The 16,800-nt window shown below is 60.8% G+C and carries 15 protein-coding genes; 6 read left to right on the plus strand and 9 right to left on the minus strand.

The genetic code is table 11. The features are described from left to right. On the plus strand, positions 1-522 hold a 522-nt coding region (locus G5154_RS20085; RefSeq protein ID WP_421251549.1), incomplete at its 5' end, for a gamma carbonic anhydrase family protein. Positions 523-608: 86 nt separating this feature from the next. On the opposite strand, the gene polA is transcribed toward G5154_RS20085, so the two are convergent. Next, entirely contained in the window at positions 609-3,374 is a 2,766-nt protein-coding gene (gene polA, locus G5154_RS20090; RefSeq protein ID WP_421251550.1) for a DNA polymerase I, read from the minus strand. A 400-nt stretch (positions 3,375-3,774) separates the two neighbouring features. Between polA and elbB the strand changes: the two genes are divergently transcribed. Beyond that, on the plus strand, positions 3,775-4,425 hold the full coding sequence (gene elbB, locus G5154_RS20095; protein ID WP_005357423.1) for an isoprenoid biosynthesis glyoxalase ElbB: 651 nt from the start codon (positions 3,775-3,777) through the stop codon (positions 4,423-4,425). A gap of 72 nt (positions 4,426-4,497) precedes the next feature. On the opposite strand, the gene G5154_RS20100 is transcribed toward elbB, so the two are convergent. From G5154_RS20100 to G5154_RS20115, 4 genes are all read right to left on the minus strand, one after another. Continuing rightward, positions 4,498-4,707 (minus strand): cell division protein ZapB, encoded by a 210-nt coding sequence (locus tag G5154_RS20100; protein WP_005339554.1) that lies wholly within the window; start codon positions 4,705-4,707, stop codon positions 4,498-4,500. 246 nt (positions 4,708-4,953) lie between these two features. Further along, complete coding sequence (locus tag G5154_RS20105) at positions 4,954-6,234, minus strand: hypothetical protein (RefSeq protein WP_421251551.1); 1,281 nt, start codon at positions 6,232-6,234, stop codon at positions 4,954-4,956. 20 nt (positions 6,235-6,254) lie between these two features. After that, a complete protein-coding gene (gene cysE / locus G5154_RS20110; RefSeq protein WP_019446522.1) occupies positions 6,255-7,034 on the minus strand; it encodes a serine O-acetyltransferase in 780 nt (259 codons plus the stop codon). An 8-nt stretch (positions 7,035-7,042) separates the two neighbouring features. Further along, entirely contained in the window at positions 7,043-7,954 is a 912-nt protein-coding gene (locus G5154_RS20115; RefSeq protein WP_337073808.1) for a cation diffusion facilitator family transporter, read from the minus strand. 85 nt (positions 7,955-8,039) lie between these two features. Between G5154_RS20115 and G5154_RS20120 the strand changes: the two genes are divergently transcribed. The 3 genes from G5154_RS20120 (at position 8,040) to trmL (ending at position 10,626) form a co-directional block, all read left to right on the plus strand. Next, the gene (locus G5154_RS20120) at positions 8,040-8,735 is read left to right on the plus strand and encodes a response regulator (RefSeq protein ID WP_216979855.1); all 696 of its coding nucleotides are present in this window, start codon (positions 8,040-8,042) and stop codon (positions 8,733-8,735) included. After that, the gene (locus G5154_RS20125; protein ID WP_409012620.1) at positions 8,717-10,087 is read left to right on the plus strand and encodes an ATP-binding protein; all 1,371 of its coding nucleotides are present in this window, start codon (positions 8,717-8,719) and stop codon (positions 10,085-10,087) included. The genes G5154_RS20120 and G5154_RS20125 overlap by 19 nt, the downstream gene beginning before the upstream one ends. A gap of 74 nt (positions 10,088-10,161) precedes the next feature. Further along, positions 10,162-10,626: a tRNA (uridine(34)/cytosine(34)/5-carboxymethylaminomethyluridine(34)-2'-O)-methyltransferase TrmL gene (trmL, locus tag G5154_RS20130; RefSeq protein ID WP_266135680.1), complete on the plus strand. Its 465-nt coding sequence runs from the start codon at positions 10,162-10,164 to the stop codon at positions 10,624-10,626. A gap of 13 nt (positions 10,627-10,639) precedes the next feature. Here the strand turns inward: trmL and dinF are convergent, their stop codons facing one another. From dinF to lexA, 4 genes are all read right to left on the minus strand, one after another. Next, the gene (gene dinF / locus G5154_RS20135) at positions 10,640-12,001 is read right to left on the minus strand and encodes an MATE family efflux transporter DinF (RefSeq protein ID WP_266135681.1); all 1,362 of its coding nucleotides are present in this window, start codon (positions 11,999-12,001) and stop codon (positions 10,640-10,642) included. A gap of 2 nt (positions 12,002-12,003) precedes the next feature. Beyond that, positions 12,004-12,630, minus strand: a complete 627-nt coding sequence (locus tag G5154_RS20140) for an SCO family protein (protein ID WP_005339543.1) — start codon at positions 12,628-12,630, stop codon at positions 12,004-12,006. A 210-nt stretch (positions 12,631-12,840) separates the two neighbouring features. After that, on the minus strand, positions 12,841-13,056 hold the full coding sequence (locus G5154_RS20145; protein WP_019446524.1) for a hypothetical protein: 216 nt from the start codon (positions 13,054-13,056) through the stop codon (positions 12,841-12,843). Between the two features lie 484 nt (positions 13,057-13,540). Next, on the minus strand, positions 13,541-14,164 hold the full coding sequence (gene lexA / locus G5154_RS20150) for a transcriptional repressor LexA (protein ID WP_005339540.1): 624 nt from the start codon (positions 14,162-14,164) through the stop codon (positions 13,541-13,543). Between the two features lie 204 nt (positions 14,165-14,368). Here lexA and plsB point away from each other — a divergent pair, with 204 nt between their 5' ends. Continuing rightward, a complete protein-coding gene (plsB, locus tag G5154_RS20155; RefSeq protein WP_421251552.1) occupies positions 14,369-16,792 on the plus strand; it encodes a glycerol-3-phosphate 1-O-acyltransferase PlsB in 2,424 nt (807 codons plus the stop codon). Positions 16,793-16,800 lie beyond the last annotated feature (8 nt).

The following is a 16,800-nucleotide window of genomic DNA, read 5'->3' on the forward strand; positions in this document are numbered from 1 at the left end:
TACAAGGGAAAACGCCCGCAATTGGGCAAGCGGGTATATGTAGACCCCTGCGCGACATTGGTGGGCGATATCGAGCTGGCTGACGATGCCAGCATCTGGCCCATGGTGGCGGCGCGGGGGGATGTAAACCATATCCGCATCGGTGCCCGCAGCAACATTCAGGACGGCACGATGCTACACCTGACCCGCAAGAGCGCCAGCAATCCGACCGGCTATCCACTGCTGATCGGTGAAGATGTCACGGTCGGCCATAAGGCGATGCTGCACGGCTGCACCATCGGCAACCGGGTGCTGGTCGGCATGGGTGCCATTCTGCTTGATGGCGTCGTGGTCGAAGATGATGTGATGATCGGAGCCGGCAGTCTGGTGCCGCCGGGCAAGCGACTCGAGTCAGGCTTTCTATATATAGGGAATCCCGTCAAACAGGCTCGCCCGCTCAAACCGGCCGAGCTCGCCTTCCTCAAAACCTCGGCGGACAACTATGTCCTGCTCAAGGATGAGTATCTGCAAGAGACGTTATAGGAACGGCAGAGATGAAGAAGCCCGGCATGATGCCGGGCTTCGCTTCTTATATAGCTATATAGCCGTGCAGAACGGCTGACCGGAAATCAGTGGGCCTGATCCCAGTTGTCACCGGTACCCGCTTCAACCAGCAGCGGCACATGCAGTTCGGCTGCGGCCGACATCTTCTCCTTGATGATGGCGGTGTACTCCTCCAGCTTCTCTTCGCGGATCTCGAACACCAGTTCATCGTGTACCTGCATCAGCATGCGGATCGACTCATCCTCGATACCGCGGATCCAGCTATCCACGTTGATCATGGCGCGCTTGATGATATCGGCGGCCGTGCCCTGCATCGGGGCGTTGATGGCGGCCCGTTCGGCAGCCTTGCGCAGACCGGCGTTGCGGGACTTGATATCCGGCAGATAGAGGCGACGACCAAACAGGGTCTCGACATACCCCTGGGCTTCCGCCTGCTGACGAGTGCGCTCCATATACTCCAGCACGCCCGGGTAGCGCTCGAAGTAGAGATCCATGTACTTCTGCGCTTCGGCACGACCGATCCCCAGCTGCTTGGCCAGACCGAAGGCACTCATGCCGTAGATGAGGCCGAAGTTGATCGCCTTGGCACTGCGGCGCATGTCGCTGGTCACCGCCTCGAGCGCCACCCCGAACACCTCGGCGGCGGTCGCCTTGTGGATGTCCTTGCCTTCGGCGAAAGCGGTCAGCAGACCCTTGTCGCCGGAGAGGTGCGCCATGATGCGCAGCTCGATCTGGGAGTAGTCCGCCGCCACCAGCTTGTAACCGGCGCACGGGATGAAGGCCTGCCGGATGCGGCGCCCCTGTTCGTTGCGCACCGGGATGTTCTGCAGGTTGGGATCAGATGATGACAAACGGCCCGTAGCCGCTACCGCCTGATGATAGGAGGTGTGCACCCGCCCGGTCTGCGGCTTGATCATCAGCGGCAACTTGTCGGTGTAGGTGGACTTGAGCTTGGCCAGACCGCGATGTTCCATCAGCAGTTGCGGCAGCTCATAGGTCTCCGCCAGCTCGGCCAGCACCTCTTCTGCGGTGGACGGTGCCCCCTTCGGAGTCTTTTTGATGATCGGCAGGCCCAACTTGGTGAAGAGGATCTCCCCCAGCTGCTTGGGCGAAGAGAGGTTGAACTCCTGCCCGGCCAGCTCATGGGCCTGCTTCTCCAGCTCCGCCAACCGCAGCTCGATCTCCTGGCTCTGCTGGTGCAGCAACTTGGGATCGATGGTGGTGCCGAGCAACTCCATCCGCGCCAGCACTGGCAGCAGCGGCAGTTCGATCTCGCTGAATACCCTGGCAAGGCCCGGTACGGCCTCCAGCTGACCCCAGAGGGTCTGGTGCAGACGCAGGGTAATATCGGCATCTTCCGCCGCATAGGGGGCCGCCTGCTCCAGCTCGATCTGGTTGAAGGTGAGCTGTTTCACTCCTTTGCCGGCGATATCTTCAAAGGAGGTAGTCTCGACCCCGAGGTAACGCTTGGCCAGCGAATCCATGTCGTGGCGGCTGGCGGTGGAGTTGAGCACGTAGGACTCGAGCATGGTGTCGTAGGCGATACCTTGCAAGTCGATGTCATGGTTGAGCAGCACGTTGCGGTCGTACTTGAGGTTCTGCCCCACCTTGAGACGGGTCGGATCTTCCAGCAGCGGTTTGAGCTTGCCGAGCACCACGGCCTCGCTCAGCTGTACCGGCGCCCCCAGATAGTCATGGCCAAACGGCACATAAGCAGCCTTGCCCGGCTCAACCGCGAAGGAGACGCCAACAATCCGTGCCTCCATATAATCGAGACTGGTGGTTTCGGTATCGAAGGCAAACAGCGGTGCCGCTTTCAACTGTTCCAGCCAGCCGTCAAACTCGGCTTCGTCCAGAATGCAGCGGTAGTCGGTTTCGATGGCGGCAACCGGAGTGGTGTTGTCATCGCCAGCGTCGCCCTGTCCGGCGCTCTCGCTCCCCTCTTCACCACCGGATTCCAGCTCCTTGATCAGGTTGCGCAGCTCGTATTCGCGATAGACCGCCAGCAGGGACTCCTTGTCGACCGGCTTGAGCAACAGCTCTTCCAGACTCTGTTCCAGCTCGACATCGGTCTTGATGGTCGCCAGTCTATAGGAGAGACGAACCTGCTCCTCCTGCTCGCGGAACTTGTCGGCGAACGCCTTGGAGCCACGGAAGCCGAGGGCAGCCACCTTGTCGAGGTTGGCGGCAATCTCGTCGATGCTGCCAATCCCCTGCAGCAGGGCCAGTGCGGTCTTCTCGCCGACACCGGTCATGCCGGGAATGTTGTCGACCTTGTCACCCATCAGGGCCAGGTAGTCGATGATGAGCTCGGGCGGTACGCCGAACTTCTCGATCACCCCTTCCCGATCAGTCTTCACATCTTTCATGGTGTCGATCAGGGTGACATGGTCGGAGACCAACTGCGCCATGTCCTTGTCACCGGTGCTGATCAGTACCGGCAGCTGCTTCTCGGTCGCCTGGCGGGCCAGGGTGCCGATCACGTCGTCTGCCTCGACGCCTTCGACCATCAAAAAGGGGAATCCCATCGCCTTGATCATCTGGTGGATAGGCGCAACCTGGCTGCGCAGATCGTCCGGCATGCTGGCGCGGGTCGCCTTGTACTCGGGATAGATGTCGTCGCGGAAGGTCTTGCCCTTGGCATCAAACACCACGGCCACATGACAGTCAGGATATTGCTTGCGCAGGCTGCGCATCATGTTGGCCATGACACGGACGGCGCCGCTCGGCAAACCGGTCGATGTGCGCAGATCGGCCTGCTGGGAGGCGAAGAAGGCGCGGTAAAGATAAGAGGAGCCGTCGACCAGAATAAGGGGGTTGCTAGGGGCCATGAAATCGTCCTGCCAGAGATAAACAGCCGCTAGGATGCCACAGGGCCCCCCTCACACCAAGGGGCGCAGCAACAGCACACAGCGCCCGATAAAGGGACTCAATCTGTGGATAACTCTGTGTTCAAAAATGGGGCGCATCAGAGCACACAGTGATAAAACTGTGCATAAGAATATAAAAAGCCATTAAAAACAATGTGTTGAGATCGCAAAAACCGATCGTGAGAAAGTTAGAATGATCTCGATCAATGTGGAAAAAGATTTAAGGGAGTAGGTACGGCAGGATCCAAAACGAAACAATCCTAGCACAGCAAGATGACTTGACCAGCGGAGGGCGAGCGATAACCATACAAAAGTACAACAATCCATCCTGGCTCACATTTTCAACAACGAGGAGTTTGCCATGAAAAAAGTGGCCGTGATTTTGAGTGGCTGCGGTGTCTTTGACGGGGCCGAAATCCACGAGGCCGTCATCAGCCTGCTGGCGTTGGCCCGTCAGGGAGCCGCCGTCCAGTGCTTCGCCCCGAACGTGGCGCAGCTCCATGTCATCAACCACCTGACCGGTGAAGTGAGCGAGGGGGAGAGCCGCAATGTGCTGGTCGAAGCGGCCCGTATCTGCCGTGGCCAGATCAAGGATGTGGCCGAGCTGGATGCGGCCGACTACGACGCGCTGCTGGTGCCCGGCGGCTTTGGCGCGGCCAAGAACCTGTGTGACTTCGCTATCAAAGGAGCCGAGTGCCAGATCCAGCCCGATGTGCTGAAAGCGTGTCAGAGCTTTGCCAACGCCAACAAACCGGCCGCCTATATCTGCATCGCCCCCGCCATGATCCCGCTGATCTATGGCGCCGGGACGCTGGCGACCATCGGCCATGACGAAGGCACCGCCAACGCCATCGAGGCGATGGGTGGCAGCCATCTCAACTGCCCGGTCAACGAATTCGTGGTGGATCAGGAGCGCAAGGTGATCTCCACTCCGGCCTACATGCTGGCCAACAACATAGTCGAAGCGGCAGACGGCATCGAGAAGACAGTCAAGCAGCTGCTGGCGCTATAATCCTCACCCAGCCAAAAACAGACGGGCCGCTCATGGAGCGGCCCGTTTTCAATTCTGCCTGAAGGCGATGAGTTAGATGGTTTCGCCCATTTGATCCATTTTACCCAGCAGGGCACGCAGACGCTCCTGCCATGCAGTGTGCTCGTTGCGCAGCTGATGGTTCTCGTCTTGCAGCTTGCTGTTCTGCTCTTTCAGCTCGTCCAGCTCCATCTTCAGCAGGGAGATGTTGTCGACAGCGGATTGTACTTTGGATTCGAGTTGCTCAAGGACTTCTAGTGACATATGCATACCTGTTTGTTCAATTGCGATGCCCCACAGAGGGCGATTCAAGCGCGTGAAGCCAGCATACCCCGAGCGCATCGGCACAAACAAGCCAGTGCGCTGTAAAATGCGCCTTCCATAGATGTATTGTCTAAATATGCGTCTATTTTTCTCGCATCCTGCGCCCGAGCCGCGACAACACACTGAACCGTGCGTAAAAGACCCCGCCGCCCGCGCATCATTTGCCCCCTCCTGACGGCGCCGCCGTTATCCATGCAAGGCGATATAAGCCCCCAGCAACAGACAGGCGACGACATACATCAGCAGGCCATAAAGCAGGTTCCAGCGCAGGATCAGCCCGGCACTGAGGTTGTAGCGGGAGGCCAGCGCCAGATTGGAGCCGGAGAGCGGACTGGTGCCGGTGGCAAGCCCCCATCCCAGCAGGAAACACATACCTAGCAGGCTGGGATCCGGCGCCAGCGGCCAGAGCAGCGGCGCCAGCCCGGAGATACTGATGAGCGGATGCACCCCAACGATGGCCACCAGCAGGATCAGCAGCAGAGTGAGGGATGCCTCAAGCCAGCCAAAGTGGTTGAACAGTGGCAGGCCATGACCGGCACCGAGATCGATGACCGACAGCGCGCTGTTGATGCCTGCCGCCAACAAACCGGCCCCCAGAAACAGCACCAGCTGACCGCCGATGGCGGGAAAGCGTTCCACCACCTGCCGCTTGAGGGCCGCCTTGCGCCCGACCCTAGGCATAAAAAGCAGCGCCAGCAGCGGGGCCACCAGCGCGATCACCGCCAGAATGCCGAGCTGGGGCCAGACCTGCTTGATGAGCAGTACCAGCAGCGCCAGCGTGACCGGCAACCCCAGGGTCTGCAGCCGCAGCGGATAACCGGCAAAGTCGGCCACTCCGATCCTCTCCACCTGCCAGGCAGTCAGCCCCATCGCCAGCAAGGCGGCGAGGATCCCGAACGGCAGAATATGGGAGAGCTGCAAGCCCGGCGCATAGGTGAGCGCCACCGCCATGGCGACAAAGAAGGGTGACCAGAAGGCAGCGGCACAGAAGATCCGGCTCAGCACCATCACCTGACGCCGCTCCAGGGTGCCATTGCGCTCCAGCCGATCGCCGATGATGAACAGCACCGAGAGGTTGATGACCGCCCCCAGCAGATTGAGGCTGGCCATAGTGCTCCACAGCCCCTTGCGTCCGGTCCAGGAGGTGGTGCCGGTCAAGAGACCTGAGGTGGCGAGGTTGAGGGTGCTCACCGCGGCAAACATGGTGAGCATATTGATGTTGGGCAGCAGCCAGTCACCGGCGGTGAGGGTCGCGCCCTGCCACCAGGAGAAGAAGAGCAGCCACAGCGCCGCGCCATACAAGGCCAGCGCCTGCCGCTTGGCGGCCCCCACCAGCCAGGGCCAGGTGAGCAGTGATGCCCCCCAGGCCGCCATGGCCGCTGGCCAAGGGGAGAGTCCCAGATAGAGATGGAGCAGGTTGAGCAGCCACATCCCCAAAATCAGATAACCCGACCAGCGTTTGGCCATCGACTACTCCGGCCGGGAGATCAGAGACACTGATCCATATCCAGTGAAGGCTTGTCGCACTCCGGACGGCCGACGATCTTGGCGGGTACGCCAGCGACCGTGGTATGAGGCGGCACCGGGTTGATCACCACGCTGCCCGCGCCAATTTTGGCGCCCACGCCCACTTCGATATTGCCGAGCACCTTGGCGCCCGCCCCTATCATCACCCCTTCGCGGATCTTGGGATGGCGATCGCCGCTCTCCTTGCCGGTACCACCGAGGGTAACGCTCTGCAGGATGGAGACATCATCTTCAATCACCGCCGTCTCGCCGACCACTATGCCGGTGGCATGGTCAAACATGATCCCCTTGCCGATGCGGGCAGCCGGGTGCACATCCACCCCGAACACCACCGAGATCTGGTTCTGCAGGTAGAGCGCCAGCGAGCGGCGCCCCTGACGCCACAGCCAGTTGGCGACCCGATAGCCCTGCAGGGCATGGAACCCCTTGAGGTAAAGCAGCGGGGTGGAGAAGAGGTCGACCGCCGGATCCCGCTCCTGCACGGCGCAGATGTCGGCCGCCACTACCGTCAGCAACTCGGGCTCGCTGCGCAGGGCCAGCTCGATCACCTCGCGCAGAGCGATGGCGGGCATGGTGGCGCTGTCGAGTTTGTTGGCCAGCTGGAAGCTCAGCGCCGAACGCAGATTCTTGTGATTAAGAATGGTGGAGTGGAAGAAGCTGGCCAGCATCGGCTCCTGGGCCGCCATGCACTGTGCTTCTTGCTGAATTTTGTGCCAGGTTTTGGCAACCAGTTCATCCATGTTGCAGCCTACTGTTGTTCTGGGTGAGGGCTCTGTTGTTCTTTTGTCAGCACCGAGATGGGGTCCATGTGAATGATGACATCCATCCGCTCGAATGCCTGGCGTACCGCCAGCTCGGCTTCATCGGCGATCTGATGGGCCTTGACCAGGGGGATCTGATCATCCAGTTCCAGATGCAACTGTACGAATCGGGTCGGCCCGGATTGACGGGTGCGCAGGTCATGTACACCGTGTACACCTTCTACGGCACAGCAGAGCGCCATTATTCTCGCTTGTTCTTCCGCTGGCAACTGACGATCGAGCAGGGCCTGCACCGACTCGTAGCCGATATGTCCCGCCCCCCACAGCAGGAGCAACCCGATCAGGATGGCAAACAGGCCGTCAGCCCAGTACCACCCCTGTCCCGCCAGCACCAGCGCCAGCAAGACACCGGCGTTGAGCAGCAGATCGGAGCGGTAGTGCAACATGTCCGCCTTGATGGCCACGCTGTTGGTCTTGCGAATAACGAAACTCTGGAAACTGACCAGCAGCAGGGTCAGCACAATGGAACCGCCACTAACCCAGAGACCCGCCTCTAACCGTTCAATAGGTGCCTGTTTGAGCAGGGAGGAGATGCCGTGCATCACCAGCAGCAGGGCGGAGCCGGAGATAAAGGCCGACTGGATCAGCCCCGCCAGAGACTCCGCTTTGCCGTGACCGAAGCGGTGTTCATCATCGGCCGGGGCCAGCGCATAGCGAATGGCCAGCAGGTTGATGATGGAGGCACTCACATCCATGAAAGAGTCGGTGAGCGACGCCAGCAGGGTCGACGAATCGGTCATCAACCAGGCGATCAGCTTGCCGGTGATCAGCAAGGTTGCAGTGGTAACCGCCGCCATGCTGGCAAAGGTTACCCAACGGGAATATTGTTGATGGCTCAAAACCGGCTTTCCTCTGACGATGAAAAACTTATTATACCCTGACCCCGGCGTCGATTTGGCGCGAAAATCAGTGGAACAAGAAGCGATGAACAGAATACTCCTGGTCGACGACGATCTTGAATTGACCCAGCTGCTCACCGAAATTCTGACCCTGGAAGGATTTCAGGTCACGGTCGCCGAGGATGGTGAAGAGGGGCTGCAACGGCTGGCGGAGCAGGGCTTCGATCTGGTGCTGCTGGATGTAATGATGCCAAAACTCAACGGCTTTGCCATGCTGACCAAGCTGCGCAAAACCCATGAAACCCCGGTGCTGATGTTGACCGCTCGTGGCGACAGCCAGGATCGGGTCAACGGTCTGGAGGCCGGAGCCGACGACTATCTGGCCAAGCCATTCGACGATCGGGAGCTGCTGGCCCGGGTTCGCGCCATCCTGCGCCGCACCCAGAGTGCCCCGCCCCAGCGTGGCAGCTCCTCCGACGAAGTGCACTTCATGGATATAGTGCTGCAACCCGGCCTGCAGCAAGCCCGCTGCGGCGAACAGCTGCTGGAGCTGACAGCCACCGAGTTCGGACTGCTGGAGTGCCTGTTGCGCAATCCTGGCCAGATCGTCAGCAAGAGCCACCTCTCCGAACAGGTGCTTGGCAAGAAGCTGGAGCCCTTCGATCGGGCCATCGACATGCACCTGAGCAACCTGCGCAAAAAGTTGCCGGAGCGCAGTGATGGCCAGCCCCGCTTCAAAACCGTACGGGGGCGCGGTTACCTGTGGCTAGAGCAAGAATAAAGAGTACCAGCTCCCTCAACGGCATATCGACCCATATCTTCCTCTGGTTCTGGTTCATGCTGCTGGTGATGCTGGCCGCCGTGATCAGCCTGCCCACTCTGGATCCTCGCAACCAGATCCCGCTGCCGACCCATGAGGCAGTGCGAATGCAGAAAAATGTGCAGGCCCTGCTCAACGCTGCCGATCCGGATCAGGATTTCGATCTGGCCAAAACGATGGACAAGATCGCCATGCTCCCGGTGGACAATGTCTACCTGCGCGACGAGAGGGGCCAGATCCAGTCCACCACCCATCCGCGCAAGTTTGTGGTTCGCTTCATGGTGGACGCCGACGACCCGGCCAAACCCATGCTGGGCAACGAGGATCGCAAGGCGATCGCAGGGCCTTTCCTGATGGAGCACCGCGGCCATCGCTACCACGTCTATTTCGGCCTCAATGCCGAGAATCCCTATCTGTTCCTGTTCATTCAGGTGCTGGATCACCCGATCCGCATTCTGGGCATCTCAATGCTGGTCAGCACCCCGCTCTGCCTGCTGCTCGCCTGGCGGTTGACCCGTCCCATCCTGCAATTGCAAAAGTCAGTCTCCCAACTGGCGGCCGGCAATCTGGAGGTGCAGATCCCCAACTTGGGACGGGGCGATGAGATCGGTCAGCTGGCGGATAACGTCAGCCGCATGGTAGAGACGCTCAAGAGCATGATCCAGAAGCAGAAACAGCTGCTTTCCGATATCTCCCACGAGCTGCGCAGCCCCCTCACCCGGATGCAGTTGGCGCAAGCGCTGATCCGCCGCAAACAGGGGGATAGCGCCGAGCTGGCGCGGATCGAATCGGAGATTGGGCGGCTGGACAAGCTGATCGGTGACCTGCTCGATCTGTCGCGGGTGCAACAGCATGTTGAGGCCCCTATCGTGCAGCCGCTGGCCGATCTACTGGAGCCCATCCTCGAAGATGCGATGTTTGAGGCGAACCAGAGCGGCAAGCAGCTCAGGTTGCCACCGCTGCCCGCCGAGTCGATCCAGATGTGGCCCGAGCTGCTGGCCCGGGCGGTGGAAAACCCCCTGCGCAACGCCCTCAAGTATGCCCGCGAGTTCATCAAGGTTGAATGGTATCGGGATGGGCAGGAGTGGGTGATGACTATTCGTGATGACGGGCCCGGCGTCCCCGACGAACAGCAGATATTGCTGTTCCAACCCTTCTTCCGGGTCGATGATGCCCGCAACGCCAAGACCGGTGGCACCGGGCTGGGACTGGCTATCGCATCGGAGGCGATCCAGCGTCACGGCGGCACCATTACGGCCAGCAGCAATCATCCAACCGGACTGACCATCACGATCAAGCTGCCCATCGCCTGATCCTTTTCATCCGGACGGGCGCTGGGTATGCTGGCGCCCCTTCTTGGCTTTACACCTCTTTGCAGGAGCTCGTCATGCTCGATATCGTCCTCTACCAGCCGGAAATTCCGCCCAACACCGGCAATATCATCCGGCTTTGCGCCAATACCGGTTACCGGCTCCATCTGATCGAGCCGCTGGGATTTGAGTGGGATGACAAGCGGGTAAAACGGGCGGGACTCGACTATCACGAGTTTGCCGAGGTGAAGCGCTGGCCGAGCTATGAGGCCTTTCTGGCCGCCGTGGCGCCCAAGCGGGTGTTCGCCTGCACCACCAAGGGCCGCACCGCACACTCGGCGGCCCAGTATGCCCTTGGCGACGCCCTGCTGTTTGGCCCGGAGAGTCGCGGCCTGCCCACCGAGATCATCGAGAGTCTGCCGTTCGAGCAGCGGCTGCGCATCCCTATGGTGCCCCAGAGCCGCAGCATGAACCTCTCCAACGCGGTGTCTGTCTTTGTCTACGAGAGCTGGCGCCAGCTCGGCTACGACGGTGCCATGTAAGCGCCACCGATGATCAGTGGCGGGCGTCGAGCAGATGCCCGCTGCGCTCCAGCCGCCAGCAAGTGACCCCCAGCGACAGACCGCGCCCCACCATCAGCGCCGCCATCGCCGCCCATAACGCGGCCACGCCCCACGACTGACAGAGCCACCAAATCGGGAAGAAGCCGCCAAACGCGGCCAGCAACATGCTGTTGCGCATCTCCCGCGCCCGGGTCGCCCCGATAAATACGCCATCCAGCAGGAAGCACCAGACCGCTAGCAAGGGCATGGCGATCAGCCAGGGAAGCTGACGATTTGCCTCCGCCACCACGGCCGGAATGTCGGTGATATAGCCGATAAGGTGGGCACCAAAGAGGGCAAACAGCAGGGTAAAACCACTGGCGATGAGGGAGGCCCAGCCCAGATTGAGCACGATGGCCTCCCGCAGTTTCTGCCGATCCTGCTGACCGATGGCTCGTCCTACCATGGCCTCCACCGCATAGGCAAAACCATCGAGTCCGTAGGAGATGAGCATCAGGAAGTTGAGCAGCACCGCATTGGCGGCCACCGCCACGTCCCCCAATCGTGCCCCTTGCAAGGTCATAAAGGCAAAGCAGAGCTGCAAACAGAGGGAGCGCAGGAAGATATCGCGGTTGAGGCCGAGCAACCGCACCATGGGCGCAAGCTGCCGCCAGCGCTGCCAGCCATCCTGCCACACCGTCGGCGCCAGTTGCCGCAGCTGACGGCGTACCAGCCAGATACCGACTGCCAGCGCGCAGTAGTCCGCCATGACCGAGGCCGCTGCCACGCCGCGCACCTGCCAGCCGAGCCCGAGCACAAACAGGGCATCGAGCGCCATATTGACCAGATTGGTGAGGATCAACATCACCATGGGGCTGCGGGCATCCTGCATCCCCAACAGCCAACCCATGATCACCAGATTGCAGAGCGCCGCCGGGGCGCTCCAGATCCGCACCGCCACATATTGGCCCGCATAGAGCTGCACCTCGGGCGAGCCGCCACTCAGGGCGATCAGCCGTGGCAACAGGGGGAAGAGCAACAACAGCAGCGCCAGGCCAAGAGTAATGGCCAGCCCCAGCGCCCGCAGCAGAGTATCGAGCTGGGCACGACCGTCGGCGGCGCCGTGCGCCTGCGCCGTCAGGCCGGTGGTCGACATCCGCAAAAAGCCGAGCAGCCAGAAGATGAGGTTGATCAGGGTCGCACCGACCGAGACGCCCCCCAGAAACCAGGCCTGACCGAGATGACCGATCACCCAGGTGTCCACCAGCCCCAGCAAGGGGGTGGTGATATTGGAGAAAACCATCGGCAGGGCGAGCGCAAAGACGGCGCGGTGGCGAGAGGGATCTCGCCACCAGGGGGCAACAGCTGGGGTCACGCTCAGTGGCCTGCCAACTTCAGGATGCGGGCGAAATCAGAGAGCATGGTGGCCATCTGCACCCTGGGCACCTGACCCGGCGCCACCTGCGGGCGGAATACCGCCTGCAGCTTGCCCTTGGGATTGATGAGCACGATGGAGGCGGAGTGATCGATCAGATAATCCTTCTCCCCCTGATTGGCGATGGAGTAGATCAGCCCCAGATTGCGCACAAACGGGAACAGCTTGTCGTGGGGGGCGGTAGCCGCCTTGAATTCGGGATTGAAGAAGGCGGTATAGGTCTTGAGGCGTGGAATATCGTCACGCTGGGGATCCGCCGAGATAAACACCACCTGACTGTCGGGCGCCATCTTCTTCAGCTGGTCATAGACGGAGCGCATATCTGCCAGCGTGGTGGGGCAGATATCGGGGCAGAAGGTGTAGCCGACGAACAGGAAGGTCCAGTGCCCCTTCAGGTTGGCAGGAGTGAACGGCTGGTTGTCCGCATCGGTAAAGGCAAAATCATTGATGTCCCGCCCCGCCGGATAATAATCGGCCTGTTCCGGCTGCTCTGGCTGCGTGGCGTAAAACACCAGGATCAGACAGGCTGTCAGCAGCAGAAAGAGCAGGGGATAGCGGAGCTTCATCATAACAAGAGACCCTTTCAGTTCGAGGCAGATGGCCAGCAGTGACCGGACAAGAGGGAGGCATTGTACCCCAGCGAGCCGCCAAGGTGGTTCAATCTTGTGCAACGCCCTGTCAGGAGTCGACCATTTGGCATAATTAATCGCCAGTTGCGGCCATAAAAAAACCGGCCCCCTCGGGTGCCGGTTATGGATGGATTTGTTTGTCTCTTCTGCTCAGGGGCGAGCGTTACGCCCCTGCTGCAACATCTTGCCGATGGCCCGCACGCCGATGGGAATCACGGGGGCCAGCCAGCCCTCTTCCCCCTGGCGATCGCCGTGACCCCGTTTGAACAGCAGCACCAGACGCACCACCTTCTCTTTCGGGCATCCCAGCCAGAGCGTCCAGTGCGAACCACGATGGTGCAGCCAGAGACCGTAAAACCAGGTCATCCGGCTACCTTTGACAAAACGGGTGATTGACGATTCCGCTGGCGCAGCCCCAGCCTCTGAATCCCATGGCGATCTTGATGCCATACCAGTCCTCCTTGACCGACAGGTCATGTTGCTTCGTCGGCCTGAACTGGGAACAGGCCCGTCACGACTATCTGCAACCATTACGAGTGGTCCCCTTTGCCTGACAAGGCTCGGGATCTACCCACTCCCCCTTCATATCCCGTGAAGGTGTACTGCCCGATTCTCGTTGTTACCGGCCCTCCCGTCCCGGCGCATTGCGATGGTCAGAGGGAGGTGCCAAGCCCTGTCTCGGCGACAGGGCACTGATCTGAGCATATATCTGAAATGGATGATTGGTAGCCGGTCGCGCAGGACAAAAATGCCGCCGCCGATGATCTGTTTGATATGACAGGGAAAGTGCGCCAGAAACAGCACGGCCTCCCGAAGGAGGCCGTGTGGCAAACGCAGTTGGCGGGGATGATTACATCCAGTCGGCGTTGCGGATCACCCCGACCGCCAGCCCTTCGATGGTGAGCTGCTGGCAGGAGAGGTCCACCTCGATGGGGGAGAGCTCTTCATTCTCCGGCAGCAGCCATACCTGACTGCCCTTGCGCTGGAAGCGCTTGACGGTGACATCCTCATCGAGACGGGCGACAACCACCTGACCGTTGCGCACCTCCTGGGTCTTGTGCACCGCCAGCAGATCGCCATCCAGAATACCGATGTTCTTCATGCTCATCCCCTGCACCCGCAGCAGAAAATCTGCGCGCGGATGGAACAGGGCGGGATCAACCTGATAGTGGCTCTCGATATGCTCCTGAGCCAGAATGGGTTCACCGGCGGCAACCTTGCCGATGAGCGGCAGGCCGCTCTCTTCCAGCACCTCTTCCTCTTCGAGCAACAGGCGAATGCCGCGGGACGTGCCCGGCATGATCTCGATGACCCCTTTTTTGGCCAGGGCCTTCAGATGTTCTTCGGCCGCATTGGCCGACTTGAAACCAAGCTTCTGGGCAATCTCGGCACGAGTCGGCGGCATGCCGGTCTCGCTCATGTTCACCTTGATCAGCTCCAGCACTTCGGCCTGGCGGGGGGTAAGGGGTTTCATAGAATTGGCACCTGTCTTTTTATACAGCACACTGGCAGTATATACAGTGCAGTGGCCAAGGCAAGGCGCAGCTGACATTTGTCGCGACCAACCCCTCATTTACTGCTGTTTTGATCCTGCGCAGCCGACTCATCGTACCTCTCGGCGACAAGGGGCTGTCGATTTGCTATGCTCACGCCGCATTTTTTTGGAGAGCAGACGCACATGTCCCTAGGACAGAAGATTTCCAGAGCCATCTTGCAATGGCCGGTCAGCGGCTTGGTCAATCACAAGAGCCTGCCGGAAAATCCCATCACAGAACTCAATCTGGATCCGGCCAGACCCATCGTCTATGCCCTGAAAACCAGTTCGATCACCGACCTGATGACCTTGCAGCAGTGCTGCGAGGATCTCGGTCTGCCCGGCCCCTTCACGCCGCTGGAGCTCAACGGCCAGCTGCTGCCGCGCTATGTCTGTCTGGATCGTCCGCCTCCCCTGTTTGGCAAACGCAGCAAACCGCTCCCCTTCCTGCAGGAGTTTCACCAGCTGCTGGATCTGCACAAGCAGGATCCCGAACTCGATATCCAGGTGGTGCCCGTCACCCTGTTCTGGGGCCGCGCCCCGGGTCGGGAAGGCGAAGAGGCTTCCGGCTGGAACATCATCAGCAGTCTGGCGCCGAACCGGCTGAAGAAGGCGCTCATCGTGATCCTCAAGGGTCGCGAGAATCTGGTGCGCTTCTCGCCGCCGCTCTCCCTGCGCTACATGGCGGACAAGCACGGCACCGACGAAGGGATCGCCCACAAGCTGGCACGAGTGGCCCGAACCCACTTCAGCCGCCAGCAGCTGGCTGCCACCGGCCCGAAACTGCCGAACCGCAACCTGCTGTTCAAGCAGTTGCTCGACTCCGCGGTGATCCAGCAGGCGATTGAAGAGGAGGCCCAGCGCGAGGGGATCAGCCTCGAGAAGGCGCAAAAGCGCGCCCATGGCTACATGGACGAGATCGCCTCCAACTTCTCCTACCGGCTGATCCGCCTGGGCGAGAGCTTCCTCGGCTGGCTGTGGAACAAGCTCTACCGCGGTTTGTCGGTCAATGGCGCCGAGAAGGTACGCCAGTTGGCGCAGGAAGGGCACGAGATCGTCTACGTTCCCTGCCACCGCAGCCACATGGACTACCTGCTGCTCTCCTACGTCATCTACCACCAGGGGATGGTGCCGCCCCATATCGCGGCAGGCATCAACCTCAACTTCTGGCCGGCGGGCCCCATCTTCCGCCACGGCGGCGCCTTCTTCATTCGCCGCACCTTCAAGGGCAACCCGCTCTACAGCACGGTATTCCGGGAATACCTCAACCTGCTGTTTGCCAAGGGTTACTCGGTAGAGTTCTTCACCGAAGGTGGTCGCTCCCGTACCGGCCGTCTGCTACCGCCCAAGACCGGCATGCTGGCGATGACCCTGCAGGCAATGATGCGCGGGCTGGACAGGCCGGTCACTCTGGTGCCGGTCTATCTGGGCTACGAGCACGTGATGGAGGTGAACACCTACCACAACGAGCTTAAGGGGAGTCGCAAGGAGAAAGAGAGCTTCCTGCAGGTGCTCGGCATCCTGCGCAAGCTGCGCAACTACGGCCGTGGTTTCGTCAACTTCGGCGAGCCGCTGACTCTCAACAGCTACCTGAGCGAACACATCCCCGACTGGAAAAAGCACATCGGGGAAGAGGAGCGTCCGGAGTGGATGGCGGGCACCGTCAACAATCTGGCCGAACTGCTGATGACCCGCATCAACGGCGCTGCCGCGGTCAACGGCCTGACCCTGAGCGCGCTGGCGCTGCTGGCCGCCGAGCGCCACGCCCTGACCCGCGACGAATTGCAGGCCCAGCTCAACACCTATCTGGATCTGCTCAAGGCGGTGCCTTACAGCCCGCAGAGCACCATTCCGGATGAGGATGCCAAGACCCTGCTGGATCAGGCGATGGAGCTCAACAAGTTCGAGGTGAGCGAGGACAAGCTGGGGCAGATCATCAGTCTGGACCGCTATCAGGCGATCCTGCTGACCTACTACCGCAACAACATCCTCCACCTGTTCGCCATGCCCTCTCTGGTGGCGGCACTGATCGAACGGTGCGAAGGGATCTCCCGCAGCGAGATCATGGCCCGTTGCATCGACATCTATCCGCTGCTCAAGACCGAGCTGTTCCTGCGTTATGAAGAGGATGAGCTGCCGGCGCTGGTCGATAGCCTGCTCGACGCGCTGCAGACCCAGCAACTGATCGAGACCCGCGATGACGGCTACTGGGTCAATCCGGCCAACCAGATGCGCCTGCTGCTGCTGGCTGAGAGCATTCAGGAGACCCTGCAACGCTACGCCATCGTGCTGACCCGGGTGCTGGCCCAACCCCATATCGAGGCGGAGCAGCTGGAGGCGGACGGCCTGATGATGGCAGAGCGCCTCGGCACCCTGCACGGCATCAACGCCCCCGAGTTCTTCGACCAGAAGCTGTTCAGCACCCTGATCCACACCTTGCGCAAGGAGGGCTACCTCTCTCCCGAGTGCAAGCCGGATCTCGGCCGCTTCCAGGCGCTGGCCGACAATATAGTGCCGCTGCTGAGCAACAAGATCCGCCGCACTATTCAGGCAGGCAATCAGCTCTGATCTGCAAC

Source organism: Aeromonas sp. 600527 (genome assembly GCF_049175415.1).
In the GTDB taxonomy this organism is placed as follows: Bacteria; Pseudomonadota; Gammaproteobacteria; order Enterobacterales; family Aeromonadaceae; genus Aeromonas; species Aeromonas veronii_A.

Coding starts and splice junctions, on each gene's coding strand:
- polA (WP_421251550.1), bottom strand. CDS start 3,374: ATGGCCCCTAGCAACCCCCTTATTCTGGTCGACGGCTCCTCTTATCTT.
- elbB (WP_005357423.1), top strand. CDS start 3,775: ATGAAAAAAGTGGCCGTGATTTTGAGTGGCTGCGGTGTCTTTGACGGG.
- G5154_RS20100 (WP_005339554.1), bottom strand. CDS start 4,707: ATGTCACTAGAAGTCCTTGAGCAACTCGAATCCAAAGTACAATCCGCT.
- G5154_RS20105 (WP_421251551.1), bottom strand. CDS start 6,234: ATGGCCAAACGCTGGTCGGGTTATCTGATTTTGGGGATGTGGCTGCTC.
- cysE (WP_019446522.1), bottom strand. CDS start 7,034: ATGGATGAACTGGTTGCCAAAACCTGGCACAAAATTCAGCAAGAAGCA.
- G5154_RS20120 (WP_216979855.1), top strand. CDS start 8,040: ATGAACAGAATACTCCTGGTCGACGACGATCTTGAATTGACCCAGCTG.
- trmL (WP_266135680.1), top strand. CDS start 10,162: ATGCTCGATATCGTCCTCTACCAGCCGGAAATTCCGCCCAACACCGGC.
- G5154_RS20140 (WP_005339543.1), bottom strand. CDS start 12,630: ATGATGAAGCTCCGCTATCCCCTGCTCTTTCTGCTGCTGACAGCCTGT.
- G5154_RS20145 (WP_019446524.1), bottom strand. CDS start 13,056: ATGACCTGGTTTTACGGTCTCTGGCTGCACCATCGTGGTTCGCACTGG.
- lexA (WP_005339540.1), bottom strand. CDS start 14,164: ATGAAACCCCTTACCCCCCGCCAGGCCGAAGTGCTGGAGCTGATCAAG.
- plsB (WP_421251552.1), top strand. CDS start 14,369: ATGTCCCTAGGACAGAAGATTTCCAGAGCCATCTTGCAATGGCCGGTC.